Raw genomic sequence first — 19563 nt, 5'->3', positions numbered from 1 at the left:
CTTTAATGAATAGAAGTATGCCGGTGTCCTTTCGGCTCATCGGGAAGCAGAAACGGGTTATAGGCAATCTCCCACAGGTTGTCGTCCGGGTCGGAGATGTAGCTGCTGTAGCCGCCCCAGAACACTTTCTCCGGGCGCTTTACTACTGTAGCGCCTTTCTGTTCCAAATGCGCTACCAGCTCATCCACCTCTTGCTCCGAGCGTACGTTATAAGCTAAAGTAAATTTCTTAAAGCCGCTTCCTTCCGATGGTACACCTGCATCGTCAGCCAACGACTCCTGCGGGAAGAGCGCCAACTGCATGCCGTTCAGCTGAAAGAAAACAATGCTTTCTGAGTCGCTCTCCGTAGGCTGCCACCCAAATACGTTCTGGTAAAATTCTCTTGCGCGTTGCAGGTTTCGCACGCCCAAGGTGATCAGTGTTAATCGTTGTTCCATGGTTACCTCCCCCTTTGTTCCCTCCTAAAAAAGGAGGGGTATTCAGGTTTTATTTGTTATCTACACTTAAAACATCATCATAGTAAAGCCCAACTCTCCCCTTGAGGGGAGTAAGAGGGGAGTTTACATTTTGTGCAAGTTTCTTATTATTGCCTTTACACCCCCGTAGTCCCCTCAAGGGGACACTTTGCTTACAGCTCCAGCCCCAACTGCTCTGCCTTCTTGCCGCCGTACTGCCACTCCTTCACCTCCTCTGTTTCGAAATAGTAGAGCACGCACCTCACGTTCTGGTAACCGAGCTGCCGGAAACGCACGGCGTAATGGTCCAGCTTATACTTGTGCTCCGGCTCAGGTGGCGGCGTTTTAAACTCGATCAGCACCACGGCCTCCCCGTCGAAAACAATGCGGTCAGGCTTGTAGAGGTAGGCGCGGGCATCGAGTACTTCCTTCTCATGCTCAACTACCACCTGGTTAGTAAAGTAGCGGCCTAGCTTCGGATGCTTGAGCACCTGCGTCAGTTTCTGCTTAAGCTCCGGCTTTTCGCGCTCGCTGATGATGCCCTCGTACACCATTTGGCGCAGCACCTTGTCCAGTTCCTGGGCAAAGGCGATGCGGGCCAGGGCGTAGTGGAGCTTACGGTTCTGCTGGCGCTGTACGGTCTGCGTCTCAAAGTCGAACACATTGTTGGCGTGCTGCTTTATCTTCAGGCGCTGCTCCCAGTCGGCAGAGGTCAGGTGATCGAGGAAGTAAGCTTTCTCGTTGGTAGGGCGATGATTTATACTTTGGGGCCTGCCCTGTGCCAGCTGGTAGCAGTGCTGGCCGAACGCCCATAGCTCTTTGTGCACCAGGTAGCGGTATAGAATATGGCTCACGTTTCTGGCCTGTCCGTCCAGCTTGGGGGCCTTGCGCTCCTCCAGCAGGTCCTTGGCATTGCCGATCAGGTACAGCCGGTCGACGGGGCGGGTGAAGGCCACGTAAAGCATGTTCAGGTTCTCAATAAAGGTTTTCTCTATCTCGGTGCTGTACTGTTTGGCCAGGGTGGTATTCTCCAGTTTGGAACTTATGTTAACTGCCACGCTGCGTAGTTTGCCGGTCACGCTCACCTCCTCCGGCAAAGCGCTCCACATGAGCGAGCCCCGCTTCGGCTCCGTGCTCCAATCAGCAAACGGAATGATGACGATGGGGTAAGCCAGGCCCTTGGACTTGTGGATGCTGGTAATGGTGATGGCGTCGCGGTTTTTAGGCGTGTTGATGCTCAGTTTTTCCTTCTGCACATCCCAGTAAGCCAGGAAGTTATTGAGGTTGTTGCTGTGCTTGAGGCTATACTCCAACACCAGGTCCAGGAAGCGGAAAAGGTATTCGCTCTCGTTATTCTTGCCCAGCAAATCAAAAATGCGGATCAGCTTCTCCGTTAGCTCATAGATGGAGAGGTTGCCCGTTTCGCGCTCCTGAACATCTAGGCCGAACACGCGCAGCTGGTCGAAGAAAGACTGGTTCTCTTTGTCGTTGGCAATATCGGCAATAGTCTTCGTCATCTCCACATCCGGTAGCACGCCCAGCGATACTTTGCAGACCAGGTACAAGGCCTCTGATTTAGCCAATGAATCATTGGGGCGGTTGAAGACCCGGAACATGGCAATGATCAGGTTGATGACCTCGGCAAACTGCAGCGAAAGTGAGTCCTGGGAGATGATGTCATACTTGCGCTCCTTCAGGAATTTGGCAATAAGCTTGCTCTTCTGGTTAGTGCGGCAAAGTATGGCGATGTCCTGTAACCCATATCCTTCGGATAGCGCCTGCTGCACCAGCTGCAGCACCATGTTCAGTGTGCTTTCATCGTAGGTGAGTAGCTCTTTGTGCGCGTAGCCCTCATAAAAATCCTCCGTGCGTTCGCAGCTGTTCAGGTCATATTTATAGTTCAGGTCATCGTCGTGCGTGAACAGGACCTGGATATGGCCGCCGCTTTTATCGCTGCCGGTAGGTACCTGCTGGGCAAAGTCCTTGTCGTAGATAGAGGTGAACATACCAAACTCCGGGTGGCCCTGGCTGATGAAGGTAAAGAGCTCGTTGTTGAAGTCGATGATCTCGGAGCGGCTGCGGTAGTTGACGCTCAGGTTCTGCGGCTGCAGTGCCTGGTCCACCGATTCATACCTTTCCCTGATAAGGGGGCCGTGGCGACGGTTTTCGTAGAGCTGGCGCGTGGAGTTTTTATACAGGTGCAGAATCTGCTCCATCTCGCCGCCGCGCCAGCGGTAAATGGCCTGTTTGGCATCGCCCACCACCATGCTGAAATGGCCCGAGGCCAGGGCATTGTCCACGAGCGGCAAGAGGTTGTTCCACTGCAGCACCGAGGTATCCTGAAACTCGTCAATCAGGATGTGCCTGTACTTTTCGCCCAGGCGCTCATAAATAAAGGGCACCGGCTCTTTGAGCACAATATCGATGATGCGCTTGTTAAATTCGGAGATGTGCACTGTGTTTTTGTCCAGCTTGATCTCCTGCAGGCATTTCTCCAGCTCGTTTAGCAGCGATACTTTATACAGGTGTGGCACCACCTGCTGCACCAGCGTAAAGGTGGCGGCATACTGGGCCTTTATACTTTCGATGTGGTAGTATAAATCGGTAAGCGGCTGTTTTATACTTTCTATTTGCGCTTTGGCGTAAGCGGAGGCCTTGCCGGCATACCATTTATCGTCCTCAATCGTTTGGCGGGCGTAGTTGTTGCCATAGTTCAGATCTACTGTTTTGAGCCAGGTGTTAAAGTAGGACCAGATGCCCCGGGTACTTTGGTAGAGGTCGGCAGGGGAGACGTCGGCTTGCTCGAAGAGCTGCACGGCCTGCTGCGCCGCCTCCTGCACCGTTTCGGCCACCTGCTGTTGCACTAAGTATAACTGCTCGCGCACTTCCTTAAAGTCCTCCAGGCTCAGCTGCTGCAAATCGGTGATGGCCTCGTAGACCTGCTCGTTCAAGAGGTTGCGGGCAAAGTCCATCAGGTCGTCGGGCAGCAGGGTCCAGCTTTTGCCCTCGCGCGCTTTCTCCAGCGCATACTGCTCCAGCGTCTGCGAGAGCAGGTCTTCTTTTGAGTCTGTCACCTTGTCGAGCAGCAGCGATACGGCCGTGCTCAGCAACGTGTTGGAGTCCAGGTCCACCTCAAAGTTCTGCGGGATGTTGAGCTCGCGGGTAAAAGCCTGCACGATCTTGTTCACAAAACTGTCGATGGTGCTCACGCTGAAGTCGGAGTAGTTGTAGAGGATCTGGCGGAAAAGCGCCGCTGCTCGCCTCCGCACCTCCTCCTTGTCTAGCTGCTCCTCAGGATATTCTGCCTGCAGCTCCTGGGTGATCTGCTGCAGCAGGGTTTCGCTTTTCTGCTGCTCTTTCTCTGAAATCCCTTTGTCGTTAAAGTTGCGAAGGGCACCAAGTATACGCTCCTTCATCTCGGCGGCGGCATCGTTGGTAAACGTAATGGCTAGCACCGATCTGTAGTAGTCAGGGTCCGAAGTATGTAGCGCCAGCTTCAGGTATTCCTTTGTCAGGTTGTAGGTCTTGCCTGAGCCGGCCGAGGAGGAGTAAATCTTGAAAACTGAAGGCATCGCATTGTATCTATACATTAAAGATACACCTTTGGGGGCGCACTTATCAAGTGTTTGGCTAATAATTTTAGCATAAAAACGTAAGTGTTTCTCTAGCTGCAGTATAGAAAAAGCCCCTGCCCGAAGTGGGGCAGAGGCCTCTATGCTATTTATAACAGTAAGCTTCTTTAGCCAGCATACACCAACTCGCCTCTTGGCTCCGGTGTAATAGGTGTAAAGTCTTTGATGCACACATGGTACATGATGCGGGCCATGGAGAGGGAGTAGTCGGTGATGAGGCAGCGCTGCTGCTCGGCGCTCATCAGCGCTTTGCTGCTGCCCAGGTTAAACTTGTTCAGCTCAATCACCTCATCAAAGCTCTGGCGGAGAGTTTTCAGGGCCTTAAAGGAAAGCTCGTTATAGTACAGCGGGATAACCTGGCACACAGCATAGCTACCCTTTTTACGTTCCTGGGCAATCAGGCTGCACAGGGCTTCTACATTGGTTCTGTCAACATCAGAGAGAATGACATAAAAGACATTCCGACGGTCGGCATTGATTGCTTTGGCCGGCGCACTGCCCAGCAGCATGTTGCGGCTGACCTTAGCCCCTTTATGAAAGGTCTCATCCTTCAGGATCTTGTTGTGAATTTTAAAGGCCAGTGCCCCTGAGGCAATGATGTTAAAATCTTTGCCTTTTGTTGAGATTTTGGAGAAGTGCAACATAGTAATAAGCTTAAGGAATTAAGGATTTTTTACATATATTTTTTTTCAGACCACACGTGAGCCACAAACGTGCATGTGGTTGTATTTCATAGCGATACATAATTGTAGGTAGTGTGATTTCGCAAAACCGGTGCCCGGCAGTGCAAAATTTCGACTGAAAACCCATGTCGAAGAGGTAGGTGCTGGCTAAAAGTTTGTGCTGGTGTGATTATACTACGCTAGTCCAATTAAATTAATTCTACAAATTATCTAATCGTTAGTCAATATACCTATTTTGTTAGCTAATATACTGATTTAACGAGTGGCTATTTAATGAGTTGCCTTTTGTCAATAATAATTTTAAATAAAGGCGTAATTTAAAACAATAATTTAAGTATACATATTTTGATTTGGAAATTATGTGAAGGCGCTGATTCTGAGGGTAAAAGTTGTGTTTCTGTGTCCAAATGTGATCTTATAGTAATGTTGGTGGTTTAGTAGTATTTGTTATATAAAAAAGCTACCTTTGCAGCTTGATTTGGATTCAGTCTGATTTACAGATAACTGGTTACTACATTGTTGGCTACCTAAGTTGTTTTTTATTTGTCGCTCTCTTTATTGCAGAGAATGGTTGATTAGCAGGCTGCCTCCAGATGTACAGTTATAATAACTTAGATGAACAAAATCAGATTTGAAGAACTTCCGCTTTCGCCGGAAGTACAGCGTGCTATCGCTGACATGGGCTTCGAAGAAGCCTCTCCCATCCAGACAGAAGCAATCCCGGTTGTTTTAGAAGGTAAAGACATCATTGGCCAGGCCCAAACGGGTACTGGTAAGACCGCCGCCTTTGGCATCCCAACCATTGAATCCATTGACCCAAGCAACCGCAGCGTACAGGCCCTTATCCTGTGCCCTACGCGCGAGCTGGCTATCCAGGTATCTGGCGAGATCCAAAAACTGGCAAAGTATAAGCAGGGCATCAGCGTGGTGCCTATCTACGGTGGCCAGAGCTACGACCGCCAGCTGCGCGCCCTGAAACAAGGCGTGCAGATTGTGATCGGTACGCCAGGCCGTGTGATGGACCACATCAACCGCGGCACCCTGGTGCTGGATAAAGTAAACAAGATCATCCTGGACGAGGCAGACGAAATGCTGGACATGGGCTTCCGTGAGGATATCGAGTACGTGCTGGAGCGCATCCCGGAAGACCGCCAGACGATCTTCTTCTCGGCTACCATGTCGAAGCCTATCATGGAGATGACCAAGCGCTACCAGACAGACCCGGTGCTCGTGAAGGTGGTACACCAGGAGCTGACGGTGACAAATATCGACCAGTCTTACTTTGAGGTGCGCAACAGCGCCAAGCAGGAGGTTTTGTCCCGCCTGCTGGATATGTATAACCTCAAGTCGGTGATTATTTTCTGCAACACCAAGCGTATGGTGGATGAACTGGTGACGGGCCTGCAGGCGCGTGGCTATTTCTCCGACGGACTGCACGGCGACATGAACCAGAACCAGCGCTCTGCGGTAATGAACAAGTTCCGCAACGGCACCCTGGAGATACTGGTAGCCACTGACGTGGCAGCCCGTGGCCTGGATGTGGAGAACGTAGAGGCAGTGTTCAACTACGACCTGCCGCAGGACGAGGAGTCTTACGTGCACCGTATTGGCCGTACCGGCCGCGCCGGTAAATCTGGCAAGGCCTTCTCTTTCGTGGGTGGTCGCTCAGATGGCTATAAGCTGAAAGACATCATGCGCTACACCAAAGCCAAGATCGTGCTGCAGCAAGTGCCGTCTTTGGAAGACGTGAACGAGATCCGCACCAATATCTTCTTTGATAAAGTGAAGGAAGTGCTGGAGAAAGGACACCTGGCTAAGCACGTGGCGCGCATTGAGCGCTTTGTGAACGAGACAGAAGGCTACACGCCGCTTGATTTGGCTGCCGCGCTCCTTAAAATGAGCCTGAAAGAGCAAAAGGTGAAGGAAAAAGGCGCTGAGGCTGAAAAAGGCCTGGGAGCTACCAAAGAAGGCATGGACCGCCTGTTCATCACCATTGGCAAGAAGGACCGCGTGCACCCACGCGATCTGATCGACCTGCTTTCTCAGAACTCCAGCATTCCGGAAGGCCGTGTGGGCGATATCGACCTGTACGACAAGTTCAGCTTTGTGGAGGTGCCGAGCGAGTACACTGCTGAGATTGTGGAGAGCATCGGCCGTGTGGAGTATGACGGACGCATGGTGATCGTTGAGAAATCGCAGAAAAAAGGTTCAGGCCCGAAAGAAGGCCGCGGCGACAAGGAAGACTTTGGCTTTGGCGGCGGCGGTGACCGAGACCGTGACAGAGGTGGCCGAAGAGGCGGCGGCTTCCGCGAAGGCGGAGGATTCCGTGGCGGCGACCGTGATAGAGGCGGCTTCAGGGACAGACGCAGCGGCGGCGACCGTGACGGTGACAGAAGAGGTGGCGGCGGGTTCCGCAAAAGAAGATTTTAATCTTATTTATTCTTGAAACACCCCCATTTAGGGTGCGTATAAATAAATGTAATCAGCGCAAGAAGCGATAACCTTCCGAGCTTGAAGAAAAAGCCGTCTTCCACGAGACGGCTTTTTTGATTAAAAATAGTTTACGAAAGTATAACCTTTGTTTAACCTGCCCGTTAAAAGAGTATCATAAAAAGGTTGGAAGATTAAGCTGACTGCTAACGCAGTTAGATTAGACAAGGGTAACATCAGACGGATGTTACCCTTGTTCTTTTTTATGGCATACGGGTAATGTTATGCCTTATCTCTTTTATACTTGCCCGAAAGTACTCATAGTCCCGCCCATCGGGCATATGCCAGACAGCACGAGTCACGGTAGGTATAACATAGCCGTTTAACTCCCTGTACCGGTCCAGCAGAGCCGACCATTCCCAGTTGTGGTATTCCTTACCGTCTTTTGAGTAATACCTGTCATGGGTTCTGAATGAGGTGATCTCGTGCCGGCTGTTAAAGCGGAATTCTCCGTGCACGGTCATGCCGGCATCTGTGATGCTTGCCCGTACCCGATCAGGGGCTACCTCCTGCAAGTGGGTGTGCTGCAGCTGGAAAACCGACGGGAGCAGTGGCGCTTCAGCGAGAAAGGTCACCAGGGCAGCCTGATTCATTTTGTCTCCGCGGGCATTGCTGACGGGTATGCCGGCCAGCTTGATTAGCATGTTCCCCAGCCCATGTTGGTATTTGTCTCTGGCCCCGAACGGAACAAGGCCAAACAGTTTTGCCTGCATCAGGGCTAGCCTGGTGGCAGGGGCCACACAGTTGAACTGCACACAATCCAACGCCATCCACTTTCCTTCTGGCTGCAGCTTGATCTGGGCATGCTCATAGAGGATATAGAAGTTGGTAACGGAAGGCTTGCCTGTATACCCGCAGTGGTTCAGATAAGCTTTTACCGGTTCAGGAAGCGAAGCAGATGCTTCTTCCTGCGCTACTTCATCCTGAGGAAGCTCTGAGAGTGCCTGCCGGGCCTCCAGGTCGAACAATTTTCTTAATGACATCTCCTAAGCTGTAGAGTTAGACTGGTTTGGCAGGGTGAGGTACAAAAAAAGGAGCCACTGAGGACTCCTTTATACTTTATGGTGCTATAACGTAAGGCTTATCCTTTGGCAGCGTCACGGAGGGAACGAATGTGGTCGTGCGCATTCTTCACATCGCGGTACTGCTGCTCTACGATCTGCTTCAGTTGGCTTGGCAGGTCTTTCTCAAGCGCCTCCTGATAGGACTTTACAGCATAGTCTTCTCCACGCTCACACTCTTCCAGCACACGTACTCGGTCTTTAGAGCTTAAGGCAGACTTCAGGTCGATCCAGGCACGATGCAGGGTACCCTCCAGGGAGCTGGACTCATCGTCGGTGTGGCCCATCCGGTGCATCTGGTCCTGTAGTTCTGTAATCATGCTGTCGCGCTGCACGGCATACTTGCGGAACAGGTCCTTTAGGTCCTGATCCTCCACGTCCTCCGAGGCTGTTTTATAGCCTTTGGCGCCGTCTTTACATCTTTCTATCAAATGGTGTACAGTAGACTGCACTTCTTTATTAATTTCCATAGTTTTATCAGTTTTGATCTAATATTCAGTAATACTGATATGGCTGTGGTTTGGTTGCCAAAAAGGCTCTGACACAAAAAATTATACCATGGCTTTACCTGCCAGGTACCCTGTGGTCCAGGCCGCCTGAAAGTTAAAGCCCCCGGTGATGCCATCGATGTCCAGCACCTCACCGGCAAAGTATAAACCGGGCTGCACACGGCTCTCCATGGTTTTCATGTTCACCTCCCTCAGGTCTACGCCGCCACATGTCACGAACTCTTCCTTAAAGGTGGTTTTGCCGTTTACCGGCACCGGCATGCGCAGCAGCGCCTCCACCAGCTTGTTGGTGCTTTTGCCGGGGAGTTCTGCCCAACGCGCTTGGGCCGGCACTTCGGCCAGCTGCGTTAGCCCCTGCCAAAGGCGCTGAGGCAGGCCAAAGAGTGGGTTACTGGCCACGGTTTTCTTTGGGTGCGCCAGCCTGTACTGCTGTAGCTGCTCACGCAGACTTTCCTCCGTATGCTCCGGCACCCACTGTATGAGGGCTGTAAAATTATACTTCTGCTCGTAGAAGTGGCGTGCCCCCCAAGCCGAGAGCTTCAACACGGCTGGCCCGGAGTAGCCCCAGTGGGTGATGAGCAGCGGCCCTTCGTACTCTAGTTTCTGGCCTGCGATGCGCACCCGAGCATGCGGCACAGAAACCCCCTGTAATTCTTTCAGGGGGGAGGAAGGCACATTGAAGGTAAACAGCGATGGCACCGGCTCCTGTATCGGGTGTCCCAGGCTGCGCAGCCAGCCATAGCCTTGGCTCTTGGGGTTGCCGCCGGTGCTTACCAGCACTTTGTCTGCTTTGATGCGCTCGCCGTTGCTGAGGGAAAGTATAAAAAAGGCCTGCTCTTCCTCCTGCACTGGCTGTATGCTTTCCACGCCAGCGCCGGTTCTAATCTGTACACCGGCTTTACGAGCCTGTTGCAGCAGGCATTCTATGATTGTCTCAGAGCTGTCTGTCACCGGAAACATGCGGCCATCAGCCTCGGCTTTTAATTTTACGCCACGGCTATCAAACCACTCCACCGTTTCACGGGCCCCAAACACCTTGAAAGCCTCCTTCAGCTGTTTGCCGCCGCGCGGGTAATACTGCGAGAGCACCGTGGGTACAAAGCAGTGGTGGGTAACGTTACAGCGCCCGCCGCCCGACACGCGTACCTTGGAAAGCAGCTTGTTTGTTTTTTCCAGGAGCAGCACCTTGGCCTGAGGGTTTGCCTCCGCACTGGCTATAGCCCCAAAAAAGCCTGCGGCCCCGCCACCGATTACGGCTATCTGCATGAATGTGTATCTTTATAGCTTTAAGGCTGAACGGTAAAACAGGCTGTGGCCTGCACCAGGGCAACGCAAACCTCGGGCGATGCCGCCTTTCAACCCTTGAACCTGCAAAGCTACGAAAAGAAAGCCATAGGCTCGGGGTATACAAAGGTGTAAGACAAATCGTCTTTCAGTTTCTGGCTGTTGATGAGCTTGAATTTTGTCGCTTCCATATCCTCGAACTGCGGTGGCTCAAGCCCCATAGCCATGGCTGTGGAAGTGTAGAAATTCCTACGGGGCGGATGCCCGTCGGCACAGGCGTTGTATACTTTGCCCCACCGTTCCTGCTCTATGATGCGGTAGAGGATGTTCACGCAGTCATCCAGGTGAATGAGGTTAACCGGAGCATCCCCATCGAGCACCCCCGTTTTGCCTGCCAGCCAACGCCCCGGGTTGCGTTGCCCACCTACTAAACCACCAAAGCGTACCACCGTCGTCACCCAGTCCTCGCGGTCCTGAAAGAGCCGCTCCGCCTGCAGCAGCATGTTGTCAGGGTCAAGCTCCTCAGTAAAGCTGATGTCGTCTTCGGTGACCACACGGTTCAGATCCTGGTAAACGGAGGTGGAGGAAACAAAAAGAAGCCGGTTTACCGGTGACTCTATAAGGAACTTGAGCAGCAGGCGCATTTGGCTGAAGTAGGCCTCTCCGCCGTCAGAGCGGAGGTGGGGCGGGATGTTGAGCACCAGGGTATCAGTATCCAGAAAGTCCGCCAGGGCAGGCTTGTCCAGCAACTCACTGTCCAGGTCGAGCAGGTAGGGCTGGATATCCTTCTCCAGCAGCACGTCCACTTTCTCCGGGGTGGTGGTCGAGCCCTTTACGGCATAGCCATGTTGCATAAGGCGTTCTGCCAGCGGCATCCCCAGCCAGCCGCATCCCATGATGCTGATCGTTCGTTTCTCCTCCATTTTTAACTGTTTCGATAGTACACTTCTACAACATTACGCGAGCCGTTTGGTTATGAATGGCAATAGTCCAGGTAAAAGTGTCACAAAGAAAGGTATAAATGACGAACGATGCAGCGATTATCGGCTCCGGTTTTGGTTCGCTAACGGCAGCGGCCCTGTTAGCCAGCCACGGGCTGAGGGTGTGTGTGCTGGAGCAGGCAAAATACCCCGGCGGCTGCGCCACGTCTTACAAACGCCAAGGCCACTGGTTCGAAACAGGTGCCACGACGCTGGTAGGGCTGGATGAGCACATGCCGCTGCGCTACCTGCTGGACAAAACCGGCATTCGGGTGCCGGCGCAGCGCCTAAAAGTACCCATGCAGGTGCACCTGCCTAACGGCCAGATCCTGACAAGGTACAACCACCTGGAGGATTGGATCATAGAGGCGGAGCGGGTGTTTGGCACGTACAACCAACGGTCTTTTTGGGAGCACTGCTACCAGGTAAGCCAGCAGGTATGGCGAACCTCGCTGCAGCAGCAAAGCTTTCCTTTCTCCAACCTGAAGGACCTGCTGCTCTCGGCCCTACGCGCAAGACCTTCTCAATTGGGCTTGCTGCCAAAGGCTTTCCGAACCATGGAGGCGGTCCTGCGCCGCTACGATTTGCTGCAGAACAGGCTTTTTGTAGACTTTGTGAACGAGCAGCTGCTGATAACGGCGCAGAGCTACGTGCCGGAGGTGAATGAACTGTTCGGTGCCACGGCGCTTTGTTATACCCTGTATGGCAACTACTATGTGCCGGGCGGGCTGATCAACCTGGTAAAGCCGGTGGAACAGTATATCGTGTCAAAGGGATCCTCCATAAAGTATGGCCAGGAGGTACTGCAGGTCGAGACCTTGCCCCAGGGGTATCGGCTACACACGAATAAAGGCACGATAGAGAGCCGGTTTGTTATTTCGGGCGTTCCGCTGAACAACACGCTACAGCTTTTTCAGGAGGAGAGGGTGCAGACGCGGCTAAGGCCATACCTGCTGGAGAGCGGGCAGCTAAACGGAGCCTTCACCATGTCGCTGGTGCTGCGGGAGGAGGAGGCAAAGGAGGTGCTGCACCACCAAGTGCACGTGCCGCAGGGCTTGCCGGAAATCGGCAGCAAAAGCTTTTTCATCAGCTTTAGCCATCCGGAGGATGGGCTAAGGGCACCCAGAGGCGAGATGGTGGCAAGTATAAGCACGCACATCCATCACCGGCAGAAACACTTAATCCAGGACAAAGGAAAACTGGAGCAGGCTATATTGGATGCGCTGGTGCAGCATCGTCTCCTTTCTCCTGAAAGTATCCTTGGTGTGCAGTCAGCCACACCCGGGAGCTGGATCTTCTGGACCAAAAGGGCCTACGGGGCGGTGGGCGGTTATCCGCAGTACCGGCACATAAAGCCCTGGCAAATGAAGGATGCCCGCCTCGACCATCGCGGCGCCTACCTGTGCGGCGATACCGTTTACCCCGGCCAGGGTATTCCGGGAGTGTGCCTGAGCGGCATCATTGCCGCCAACAAACTGTTACAGGACCACTTTTAGCGGCTACTCCTCCTCCTTCACCGTCGCCTCATCCTGAATCAGCATGGTGCGCAGGCCGGCATAGTTGCTGTCGTCTGCCTTGCCCAAGATGTAAGCCTCCGTACCGATCTGGGTGATGCTGTACACCTTTATGTCCTGCAGCAGCCGCTGAAGCGTGTCGGTTAGCTCTTGGTATGCGGCTTTGCCTTCCGGGGTGCTTTCTCTCACGTCAGACCCAAGGCCCTGCAGCTGGCTGAAAAATTCCTCCAGTGTCTGTATCTTCACGGCCATGCCCGAGGGCTTGCCGGCGTGTTCCACCACGTCGTCAGGCTTTAGCTGCTGCCCTTGCGGCAACTCCACGAAAACAAATTCAAAAGGGGCTTCTATCTCGCTCTGCAGCAGCAGCCCGTCCACCGCCTGCATCAATTCCCGCTCTAGTTGTGCTTTGTTCATTTTACTCTATTTTTCAGACGAATGAAGTATGAGTTCAGGCCTATACTTATCTTTATAAAGATTCGGTTACGTATAGCCGCATAACCTTAAACGATAGACCTATGATTAAAGCTGAACCAATGCTGAAAGATGGCGCCCTGAAAGGCAAGACCATTATTGTTACCGGTGGTGGAACCGGCCTGGGCCGCTCTATGGTGAAGTACTTCCTGGAACTGGGGGCCAATGCCGTGATCTGCAGCCGCAAGCTGGAGGTGCTGGAGCAGGCGGCCAAGGAGTTGGAGGAAGAGACAGGGGGCAGTGTTCTGCCTCTTGCCTGCGATGTGCGCAAGTATAACGAGATAGAGGCCATGCTACAGGCCACGCTCGACCGCTTCGGAAGGGTGGATGTGCTGGTGAACAACGCCGCCGGAAACTTCGTGAGCCCTACTGAGCGCCTGAGCCACAAAGCATTTGACGTGATTACTGATATCGTGCTTAAGGGGAGTTATAACACTACCCTGGCTTTGGGAAAGCACTGGATAGCGCAGAAGCAGGAGGGGGTTATCCTGAACATCGTGACCACTTACGCTTGGACCGGCTCCGGCTACGTCGTGCCATCGGCTTGCGCCAAAGCGGGTGTGCTGGCCATGACCCGCTCCCTTGCCTCTGAGTGGGCCAAGTATAACATCCGCTCCAACGCCATCGCGCCGGGGCCATTTCCCACAGAAGGCGCCTGGACCCGTCTTTTCCCGAAGCAGCTGGCCGATAAATTGGACCCGGTGAAGCGCATTCCGGTGGGGCGCTTTGGCGAGCACCAGGAGCTAGCCAACCTGGCGGCCTACCTGGTGTCGGACTACGCTTCCTTTGTAAACGGTGAGGTAGTGACCATTGACGGGGGCGAGTGGCTATACGGAGCCGGAGAGTTCAATTCATTCGACCAGATACCACAGGAGATGTGGGACGCCATGGAGAAGCAAATGCGGGGAAAAGGACAGTAGTAGAATAAGTTACAACAAAAAAGCCTCTGCAAGTACAGCAGAGGCTTTTTTAATACTTCAAAGAGGGATGATTATTGCCCTGCTACAATTATGGCCAAGACAAGGTTAACACCAAGACCAATGCCCCAGTTAACCCATACCTTTCCGGCCTTCTTTTTTCTGGCTGATTTCTGATACCCGCTCTTGTAATCCGGGTCTTGCAGCAGCTGGTTGCTCGGGGCATCCCAGTTCTTCTCTTTAGGAGAAGACGCTGAGGTGATGGCGGCTGGCACCAGCCCGATGATAGGGGAGATAAGGCTTGCTACCAGCGTACCGGTGCCCGCAGCTTTGTAGCCGTCATAAAACATTTTTCCATCGGCCTGGCCCTTGGCATACATATCCAGGCTGCTCATTTTGGTGGCAGGCTCATACACTACCTGGTTTGTGGATGTGGCAACAGTTTGGCTCGAGGCGCTGGCATTGGACGCTGCTTGGTCCTCTAGCTCGAATACCTCCGAAGTTTTATCCTCATATGTGATCAGCACAATCTCTGATTTGGGGAGGATGTAGGTAGGGCCTTCCTGGTTGCTGTACCGCTTATACTTTATCTCGGAAGGGGAAACCTCCAGCACCTTGGCCTCCACCTTTTCGCCGGTGCGTTTCGTGATCACGTCCTGCGCCTGCAAGGCCGGTAAAAGAGACAGGGCGGCAACTACGGAAAGTAAAATTTTTCTCATAAGCTTGTTTTCATAAAATGGTTGGACCCAAAAGTATATAGTTTTAGTAAAAAACACAATATGTAATATACCGCAACTGGCCAGAGCTCCTGGCAGGAAGGGCAGGACCCAGTGGGTGCGGCTGTTGAGACACTATCGAAGATCAGGTCTTACCGCAAAAATTGTTATAAGAAATATATTAGCAATTATCTATGTATTAGATTTTATCAAGATGCATCTTGTGTTACTTTTGTGGCACAAATAAACCTGTTTTTGAACAATCACTTGCCATTCTTTCTAAGAAACAAGAGCTTCAGAAGGATTTTGCCGTCATTTTAGAATGTTACTTTTCCTTGTGAACCTTCCTTGAGAATAGTATTAAATATTGCTCTCTTTAGCTTACAAAATTTATCTCACCTTAAAATTTATGTACATGAAGAGAAGTTTTTTCAGAGCAGGAAAGCCTGCTTTGGCGTTAGCTGCAATGTCAGCTTTGCTTTTAACAAGCTGCGAGAAAGAAGCACTTTTAGAAGATGATTCGTTTGCCGCCTCGAATGAGGCGGAGGCAAGAGGGGGAGTAGGTCAGCAGCATGTGGCCAACCAGGTGCTGGTTAAGTTTAAAGCGGGTGCCTCAGAAAATGCAAAAGCCGCCGTGCTGGCCCGTATCAGCGGCAAGGTGCAGGAGCGCATCCTTACCAAAACAATGGAGCGCTTCGGGGATAGCGAAGGCCTCACCCTGGTGCATACCCCCTTGGCGGCCCTGGAGGCCCTGAGCAAAATAAAGGGAGCAGCGGAAATCGAATATGCTGAGCCAAACTTTATCTATACGCACAGCGCCACAACGTCCGACACTTACTACACCAACGGCTCACTGTGGGGCCTCTATGGTGATGCCACTTCTCCTGCCAACCAATATGGCAGCCAGGCCGGTGAGGCTTGGGCGGCGGGTAACACCGGTGCTGCGTCTGTTGTTGTGGGTATTATTGACGAGGGCGTTCAGTACTCTCACCCTGATCTGGCTAAAAACGTTTGGACTAACCCTTACGACCCTGTAGACGGGGTGGACAATGACGGAAACGGGTATGTGGACGACACGCATGGCTGGGACTTCGACGGCAATGATAACGAAGTATACGACGGCGGCTCCCGAGGCAGCCTCGATGATCACGGCACCCACGTGGCCGGCACGATCGGTGCCGTAAACAACGGTTCTGGGGTAGTAGGCCTGAACTGGGACGTCACCATGATCTCCTGTAAGTTTCTGGGGCGCAGGGGAGGCACCACCGCCAATGCCATTAAAGCGGTGGATTACCTGACCGACCTGAAGAACCGCCACGGGATGAACATTGTGGCTAGTAATAACTCCTGGGGCGGCGGAGGTTACTCTCAGGCCCTTTATGATGCCATTGCCCGTGCACAAGCCAAAGACATTCTGTTTGTGGCGGCGGCAGGCAACGGTGGCAGCGACGGCGTTGGCGACAACAACGATGCCGTGGCAAGCTACCCTTCCAACTATACGCTGGAAAATGTCATTGCTGTGGCTGCCATAACCTCCTCGGGTGCCAAGTCCTCCTTCTCCAACTACGGGGCCACCACTGTGGATATCGGCGCACCGGGGTCAGCCATTTACTCTACCACTGCCTTTAACAGCTATTCGTCTTACAACGGAACCTCCATGGCAACACCGCATGTAACGGGTGGCGTGGCGCTTTATGCTGCCTCTAACCCCGGCGCCTCCGCCGCCATGATCAAGAACGCCATCCTGAGCAGCGCAGTGCCTACGGCTTCATTGTCCGGGAAGTGCGTAACCGGAGGCCGCCTCAATGTCAGCGGGTTCTAAGCGCAGGAAATATTTAACCCTATTAACTCAAAAGCCACTCCTTTGTACAGAGGAGTGGCTTTTTTCTTTATGATTGAAACAAAGCTTGTTTTAAGTTGCTCTTATCTTTTCTCCGGCTTCGCCATAAAATCCGGGGTCAGGTTCAGCGATACGTAAGCCCACTGGCCGCGGTTTTCTTTTGCGGCAGCTGGCGCTTTTACTAATTTTAGGTTATCGGTGGCGAACATGGTGGCATAGCCGGCCTCCAAGCTGACGTTTTTAGCGAAAGCATAGGTAGCCACTACATCTATTTCCGTCCCGAACCTTCTCCCTGACGGTTTTATACCTGTCGTAGCCTCACCTGGTGCTAGCCTGTTGGCCGCGTAAAACTCATGCACGTCCAGCGCGAGGAGCAGCTTTTCATGTGCTTTATACTTGTTGCGGACAAAATAGTTCAGCAGCCCCGGCGAACGCGCAGGGGAGCCGTCCAACCCAAAGGCATCAGCCACATAAAAGTAGTCCATAAAGCCCCAGAACTTATGTGGCGTGCCATACAGCGGGTCAAACCGATGGTTCGTGCTGCTCGCCTTAGCCGTGTTGTTGCCAGACAGCAAATCAAAACCTGGGTTGGTAGTGAACCTGCCATAAGTATAAGCGGCATCCAAGGTCAGGTTGTAGGCATCCAGGGTATTCCCAAGCCGATCGTTGTTGCCCTGGTAATAGGCCGCCGCATTTAAGTTTAGGTTAGGGGAAAGTCTGGAAAAAAGGGCGCCTCCCACGGTTACGCGGCTGTTTACCCCCTCCACGAAGGTCGTTATACCTTCCGCTGTCTGTGTTTTCTGAAAGTCATCCTTAAACACCAGCAGGCTCAGTTTACCAAAGCTGCCGCTTCTGGCAAAATAGCCGTACTGCATGCTTTTGTACATCATGCCGATGCCATTGGTGCCTGGAGCCACGGGGGCAGCAGGGGTGCTTTGGTAGATATTGCCCGTTTTGCCGGGCGTATCCTTGCCGTGGTTCTGGTTAAAGGCGAAGCCGGCATCTGCTTGCCAGCCTTTATGGCTGAACTTTAGCACAATGGCGTCATGGCGTCGCGCTTGCTGCAGCCAATCCAGGTTGCCCAGCAGCCGCGAGTCATCATACATGATTTCCTGCCGGCCCGCTTTTATACTTAGGTGATCCACCTTGATGTGGGTCGTGTCGCTGAGGATAAGCTCGCCCCAGGCCTGATGCAAAAAGAACCGGCCTCCCTCCAGGTTGCTGATGGTGGACTGGTCGGCGCCCCATACCCGCACGTCCTGCCCCGATACAAAGAAGCGGTACCGGTCGGTGCTGTAGCCCAGGTTCAGGCGGGTGCGCTGGCTGGTGAAGAGGCTGGGCTTGGCATCCGCTACCGGAAGGGTACCCTGGCCGTCGCGTAGCTCGGTGCGGGTGCGCAACTGGCCGCTAAACGATACCTGTGCGGTAACTGTGTGCTGCAGCAGCATGAAACCAGCCCCTGTCAGCAGCAGGCTTCGGAGTAAAAGTTTTTTCATGTGATTCGTGGTTTGGGGTTTGCTTTACTTCCTAGCAAAAGGCCATTACATACTTTGCAGCTGCGCCTCTATACTTTTCACTGTCTCGCCCGGATCAGCGCCAAGCCCTTCCTGCTGGTGCACGATTTCGCCCTGCGCATTCAGCACCGAGATGATGTTGGAGTGGGCGATGTCACCGTTGGGTGACTTCTTATACTTCATGTTCAGCAGCACCGCCAGTTCCTGTATGCTTTCCTCATCACTGGTCAGCAATTGCCAGCGTTCCGGGTCCAGGTTATTTTCCTGGGCGAATTCCTTTAGCTTTTCAGGAGTGTCGTTGGCAGGGTCCATGGTTACCAGCACGATGCCCACGCTGTTGTTATACTTCGTTATGCCTTCTTCAATCCGTTTCAGGTCAGCCACAATGCGGGGGCAGGTATAAGTGCAGTTGGTATACATCATGGCCACCACCTGCACCTTGCCCTGCAGGTCAGCCAGCTTTATTGTCTGCCCTTCTTCTGTTTGCCATTCGGACTCCAGTTGGTACAGCGACATATCGCTAAGACCGGCGGCAGGCGTAGCCGTCGTGGGCTGCTCTGTAGCGTGGTGGGCCGCATGGGCATCGGTGGTTTCAGATGGGGTGCAGCTGCTCAGGGCCAGGCCAAGTATGAGCGAAAGAGGGAAGAGGTTTTTCATGGGAATGTCAAGGAGGAAAGTTCGGTTACAAGCAAGTATAGATTCAGGTGTTATAGGCTCTGCGCGCAGCGGAAGCCGAGGTTAGAGACGGTGTAGTTTGCCTTGAGGCTGGAGCGGAATGCGTAACGCATGAAGGCCACATAATTTTTGGTGTCCTTGGCACCGCTGGAGCCAGAGCCGCAGAACAACTGCCTGTCCAGGCTGGCGTTAGCCCTGGACTCCCCGATGAGCAGCGCAGAGTTGAAGTCCTGCGTCCACTCCCATACCAGGCCAATCATGCCATACAGGCCATAGTAATTCTTAAAGCTTTGCTGCACGGGCGGCAGGTAAGTGGGATTTGGTTGGCTGTACCACTCTATACTTCGCTGGTAAAACTTTTCGTCGTTAGCGGCATTGGCTTTGGTTTCGCTGGCGAGAGCGGCATATTCCCACTCCTCGGTGGTAGCCAGGCGTTTGCCCTGGCACTCGCAGTAGGCCTTTGCGGCAAACCACGAAACACTTACCACCGGGCTGTTGAGCAGCTTGTCAGCTTCCGGCCCTATACTCAGGTCCCCGTTCCAGCCACGCAGGTAGTTTTGGTCTGCAAAGAGCTTTTTTACTGCCGACTTGCGCCACTGCGGGTTCTCCCTTACAAAGGCAAGATATTGGGCATTGGTTACCGGGAAGGCGTCCAGCTTAAAGCTCTTGACCTTCACCGCTGTGGAATCACCCCCATAGAGGGGCACAAAAGATCCTGCCTTTACCAATACCATGTCTTTGGGCAAGGACTTTTGTGCCTGCGCTTTGTAGCAGACCCCTATCAGCAGCACGATCAGCAACAGTCTGTAAAGCATCTCTCTG

At 53.0% G+C, this 19563-nt stretch carries 16 protein-coding genes; 4 read left to right on the top strand and 12 right to left on the bottom strand.

What is annotated here, in order from left to right; translation table 11 throughout:
- Positions 1-2 precede the first annotated feature (2 nt).
- The 3 genes from PXG97_RS01605 to PXG97_RS01595 all read right to left on the bottom strand — a co-directional run bounded on the left by PXG97_RS01605 (position 3) and on the right by PXG97_RS01595 (position 4731).
- Positions 3-437 (bottom strand): VOC family protein, encoded by a 435-nt coding sequence (locus tag PXG97_RS01605; protein WP_276495964.1) that lies wholly within the window; start codon positions 435-437, stop codon positions 3-5.
- A 191-nt stretch (positions 438-628) separates the two neighbouring features.
- Positions 629-4027 (bottom strand): UvrD-helicase domain-containing protein, encoded by a 3399-nt coding sequence (locus PXG97_RS01600; protein ID WP_276495963.1) that lies wholly within the window; start codon positions 4025-4027, stop codon positions 629-631.
- A gap of 167 nt (positions 4028-4194) precedes the next feature.
- The gene (locus PXG97_RS01595) at positions 4195-4731 is read right to left on the bottom strand and encodes a hypothetical protein (protein WP_276495962.1); all 537 of its coding nucleotides are present in this window, start codon (positions 4729-4731) and stop codon (positions 4195-4197) included.
- Positions 4732-5385: 654 nt separating this feature from the next.
- Between PXG97_RS01595 and PXG97_RS01590 the strand changes: the two genes are divergently transcribed.
- Positions 5386-7200 carry a DEAD/DEAH box helicase gene (locus PXG97_RS01590; protein WP_276495961.1) on the top strand — a complete coding sequence of 605 codons (1815 nt, stop codon included), beginning with the start codon at positions 5386-5388 and terminating at the stop codon, positions 7198-7200.
- A gap of 263 nt (positions 7201-7463) precedes the next feature.
- Here PXG97_RS01590 and PXG97_RS01585 read toward each other — a convergent pair whose 3' ends face one another.
- The 4 genes from PXG97_RS01585 to PXG97_RS01570 all read right to left on the bottom strand — a co-directional run bounded on the left by PXG97_RS01585 (position 7464) and on the right by PXG97_RS01570 (position 11037).
- Complete coding sequence (locus PXG97_RS01585; protein ID WP_276495960.1) at positions 7464-8243, bottom strand: DUF6544 family protein; 780 nt, start codon at positions 8241-8243, stop codon at positions 7464-7466.
- A gap of 98 nt (positions 8244-8341) precedes the next feature.
- A complete protein-coding gene (locus PXG97_RS01580; protein ID WP_276495959.1) occupies positions 8342-8791 on the bottom strand; it encodes a ferritin-like domain-containing protein in 450 nt (149 codons plus the stop codon).
- Between the two features lie 81 nt (positions 8792-8872).
- On the bottom strand, positions 8873-10096 hold the full coding sequence (locus tag PXG97_RS01575; RefSeq protein WP_276495958.1) for a BaiN/RdsA family NAD(P)/FAD-dependent oxidoreductase: 1224 nt from the start codon (positions 10094-10096) through the stop codon (positions 8873-8875).
- 110 nt (positions 10097-10206) lie between these two features.
- Positions 10207-11037 (bottom strand): SDR family oxidoreductase, encoded by an 831-nt coding sequence (locus tag PXG97_RS01570; protein ID WP_276495957.1) that lies wholly within the window; start codon positions 11035-11037, stop codon positions 10207-10209.
- Positions 11038-11135: 98 nt separating this feature from the next.
- On the opposite strand from PXG97_RS01570, the gene PXG97_RS01565 reads away from it, so the two are divergent.
- Positions 11136-12590, top strand: a complete 1455-nt coding sequence (locus tag PXG97_RS01565) for a phytoene desaturase family protein (protein WP_276495956.1) — start codon at positions 11136-11138, stop codon at positions 12588-12590.
- A 3-nt stretch (positions 12591-12593) separates the two neighbouring features.
- Here the strand turns inward: PXG97_RS01565 and PXG97_RS01560 are convergent, their stop codons facing one another.
- Positions 12594-13022, bottom strand: a complete 429-nt coding sequence (locus tag PXG97_RS01560) for a nuclease A inhibitor family protein (protein WP_276495955.1) — start codon at positions 13020-13022, stop codon at positions 12594-12596.
- 101 nt (positions 13023-13123) lie between these two features.
- Here PXG97_RS01560 and PXG97_RS01555 point away from each other — a divergent pair, with 101 nt between their 5' ends.
- On the top strand, positions 13124-13999 hold the full coding sequence (locus PXG97_RS01555) for an SDR family oxidoreductase (protein ID WP_276495954.1): 876 nt from the start codon (positions 13124-13126) through the stop codon (positions 13997-13999).
- 71 nt (positions 14000-14070) lie between these two features.
- Here PXG97_RS01555 and PXG97_RS01550 read toward each other — a convergent pair whose 3' ends face one another.
- Complete coding sequence (locus tag PXG97_RS01550; protein ID WP_276495953.1) at positions 14071-14715, bottom strand: hypothetical protein; 645 nt, start codon at positions 14713-14715, stop codon at positions 14071-14073.
- 412 nt (positions 14716-15127) lie between these two features.
- Here PXG97_RS01550 and PXG97_RS01545 point away from each other — a divergent pair, with 412 nt between their 5' ends.
- Positions 15128-16534, top strand: a complete 1407-nt coding sequence (locus tag PXG97_RS01545; protein ID WP_276495952.1) for a S8 family peptidase — start codon at positions 15128-15130, stop codon at positions 16532-16534.
- A 101-nt stretch (positions 16535-16635) separates the two neighbouring features.
- Here the strand turns inward: PXG97_RS01545 and PXG97_RS01540 are convergent, their stop codons facing one another.
- From PXG97_RS01540 to PXG97_RS01530, 3 genes are read right to left on the bottom strand one after another with little or no spacing between them, the layout of a single operon-like run.
- Positions 16636-18048, bottom strand: a complete 1413-nt coding sequence (locus PXG97_RS01540) for an alginate export family protein (protein WP_276495951.1) — start codon at positions 18046-18048, stop codon at positions 16636-16638.
- A 45-nt stretch (positions 18049-18093) separates the two neighbouring features.
- A complete protein-coding gene (locus PXG97_RS01535; protein ID WP_276495950.1) occupies positions 18094-18723 on the bottom strand; it encodes an SCO family protein in 630 nt (209 codons plus the stop codon).
- Positions 18724-18773: 50 nt separating this feature from the next.
- Positions 18774-19556, bottom strand: a complete 783-nt coding sequence (locus PXG97_RS01530) for a formylglycine-generating enzyme family protein (RefSeq protein ID WP_276495949.1) — start codon at positions 19554-19556, stop codon at positions 18774-18776.
- Positions 19557-19563: the final 7 nt, after the last annotated feature.

It is taken from the genome of Pontibacter litorisediminis (assembly GCF_029360645.1).
Classification (GTDB): Bacteria; Bacteroidota; Bacteroidia; order Cytophagales; family Hymenobacteraceae; genus Pontibacter; species Pontibacter litorisediminis.
Note: the sequence above shows the minus strand (reverse complement) of the source record. Positions and strands in the feature narration are given on the sequence as shown.

Excerpts from the sequence above, each read along its gene's own strand:
- PXG97_RS01600 (WP_276495963.1), bottom strand. The coding sequence starts at position 4,027 with ATGCCTTCAGTTTTCAAGATTTACTCCTCCTCGGCCGGCTCAGGCAAG.
- PXG97_RS01555 (WP_276495954.1), top strand. The coding sequence starts at position 13,124 with ATGATTAAAGCTGAACCAATGCTGAAAGATGGCGCCCTGAAAGGCAAG.
- PXG97_RS01565 (WP_276495956.1), top strand. The coding sequence starts at position 11,136 with ATGACGAACGATGCAGCGATTATCGGCTCCGGTTTTGGTTCGCTAACG.
- PXG97_RS01590 (WP_276495961.1), top strand. The coding sequence starts at position 5,386 with ATGAACAAAATCAGATTTGAAGAACTTCCGCTTTCGCCGGAAGTACAG.
- PXG97_RS01595 (WP_276495962.1), bottom strand. The coding sequence starts at position 4,731 with ATGTTGCACTTCTCCAAAATCTCAACAAAAGGCAAAGATTTTAACATC.
- PXG97_RS01540 (WP_276495951.1), bottom strand. The coding sequence starts at position 18,048 with ATGAAAAAACTTTTACTCCGAAGCCTGCTGCTGACAGGGGCTGGTTTC.
- PXG97_RS01545 (WP_276495952.1), top strand. The coding sequence starts at position 15,128 with ATGAAGAGAAGTTTTTTCAGAGCAGGAAAGCCTGCTTTGGCGTTAGCT.
- PXG97_RS01530 (WP_276495949.1), bottom strand. The coding sequence starts at position 19,556 with ATGCTTTACAGACTGTTGCTGATCGTGCTGCTGATAGGGGTCTGCTAC.
- PXG97_RS01580 (WP_276495959.1), bottom strand. The coding sequence starts at position 8,791 with ATGGAAATTAATAAAGAAGTGCAGTCTACTGTACACCATTTGATAGAA.
- PXG97_RS01575 (WP_276495958.1), bottom strand. The coding sequence starts at position 10,096 with ATGCAGATAGCCGTAATCGGTGGCGGGGCCGCAGGCTTTTTTGGGGCT.
- PXG97_RS01535 (WP_276495950.1), bottom strand. The coding sequence starts at position 18,723 with ATGAAAAACCTCTTCCCTCTTTCGCTCATACTTGGCCTGGCCCTGAGC.
- PXG97_RS01560 (WP_276495955.1), bottom strand. The coding sequence starts at position 13,022 with ATGAACAAAGCACAACTAGAGCGGGAATTGATGCAGGCGGTGGACGGG.
- PXG97_RS01585 (WP_276495960.1), bottom strand. The coding sequence starts at position 8,243 with ATGTCATTAAGAAAATTGTTCGACCTGGAGGCCCGGCAGGCACTCTCA.
- PXG97_RS01570 (WP_276495957.1), bottom strand. The coding sequence starts at position 11,037 with ATGGAGGAGAAACGAACGATCAGCATCATGGGATGCGGCTGGCTGGGG.
- PXG97_RS01605 (WP_276495964.1), bottom strand. The coding sequence starts at position 437 with ATGGAACAACGATTAACACTGATCACCTTGGGCGTGCGAAACCTGCAA.
- PXG97_RS01550 (WP_276495953.1), bottom strand. The coding sequence starts at position 14,715 with ATGAGAAAAATTTTACTTTCCGTAGTTGCCGCCCTGTCTCTTTTACCG.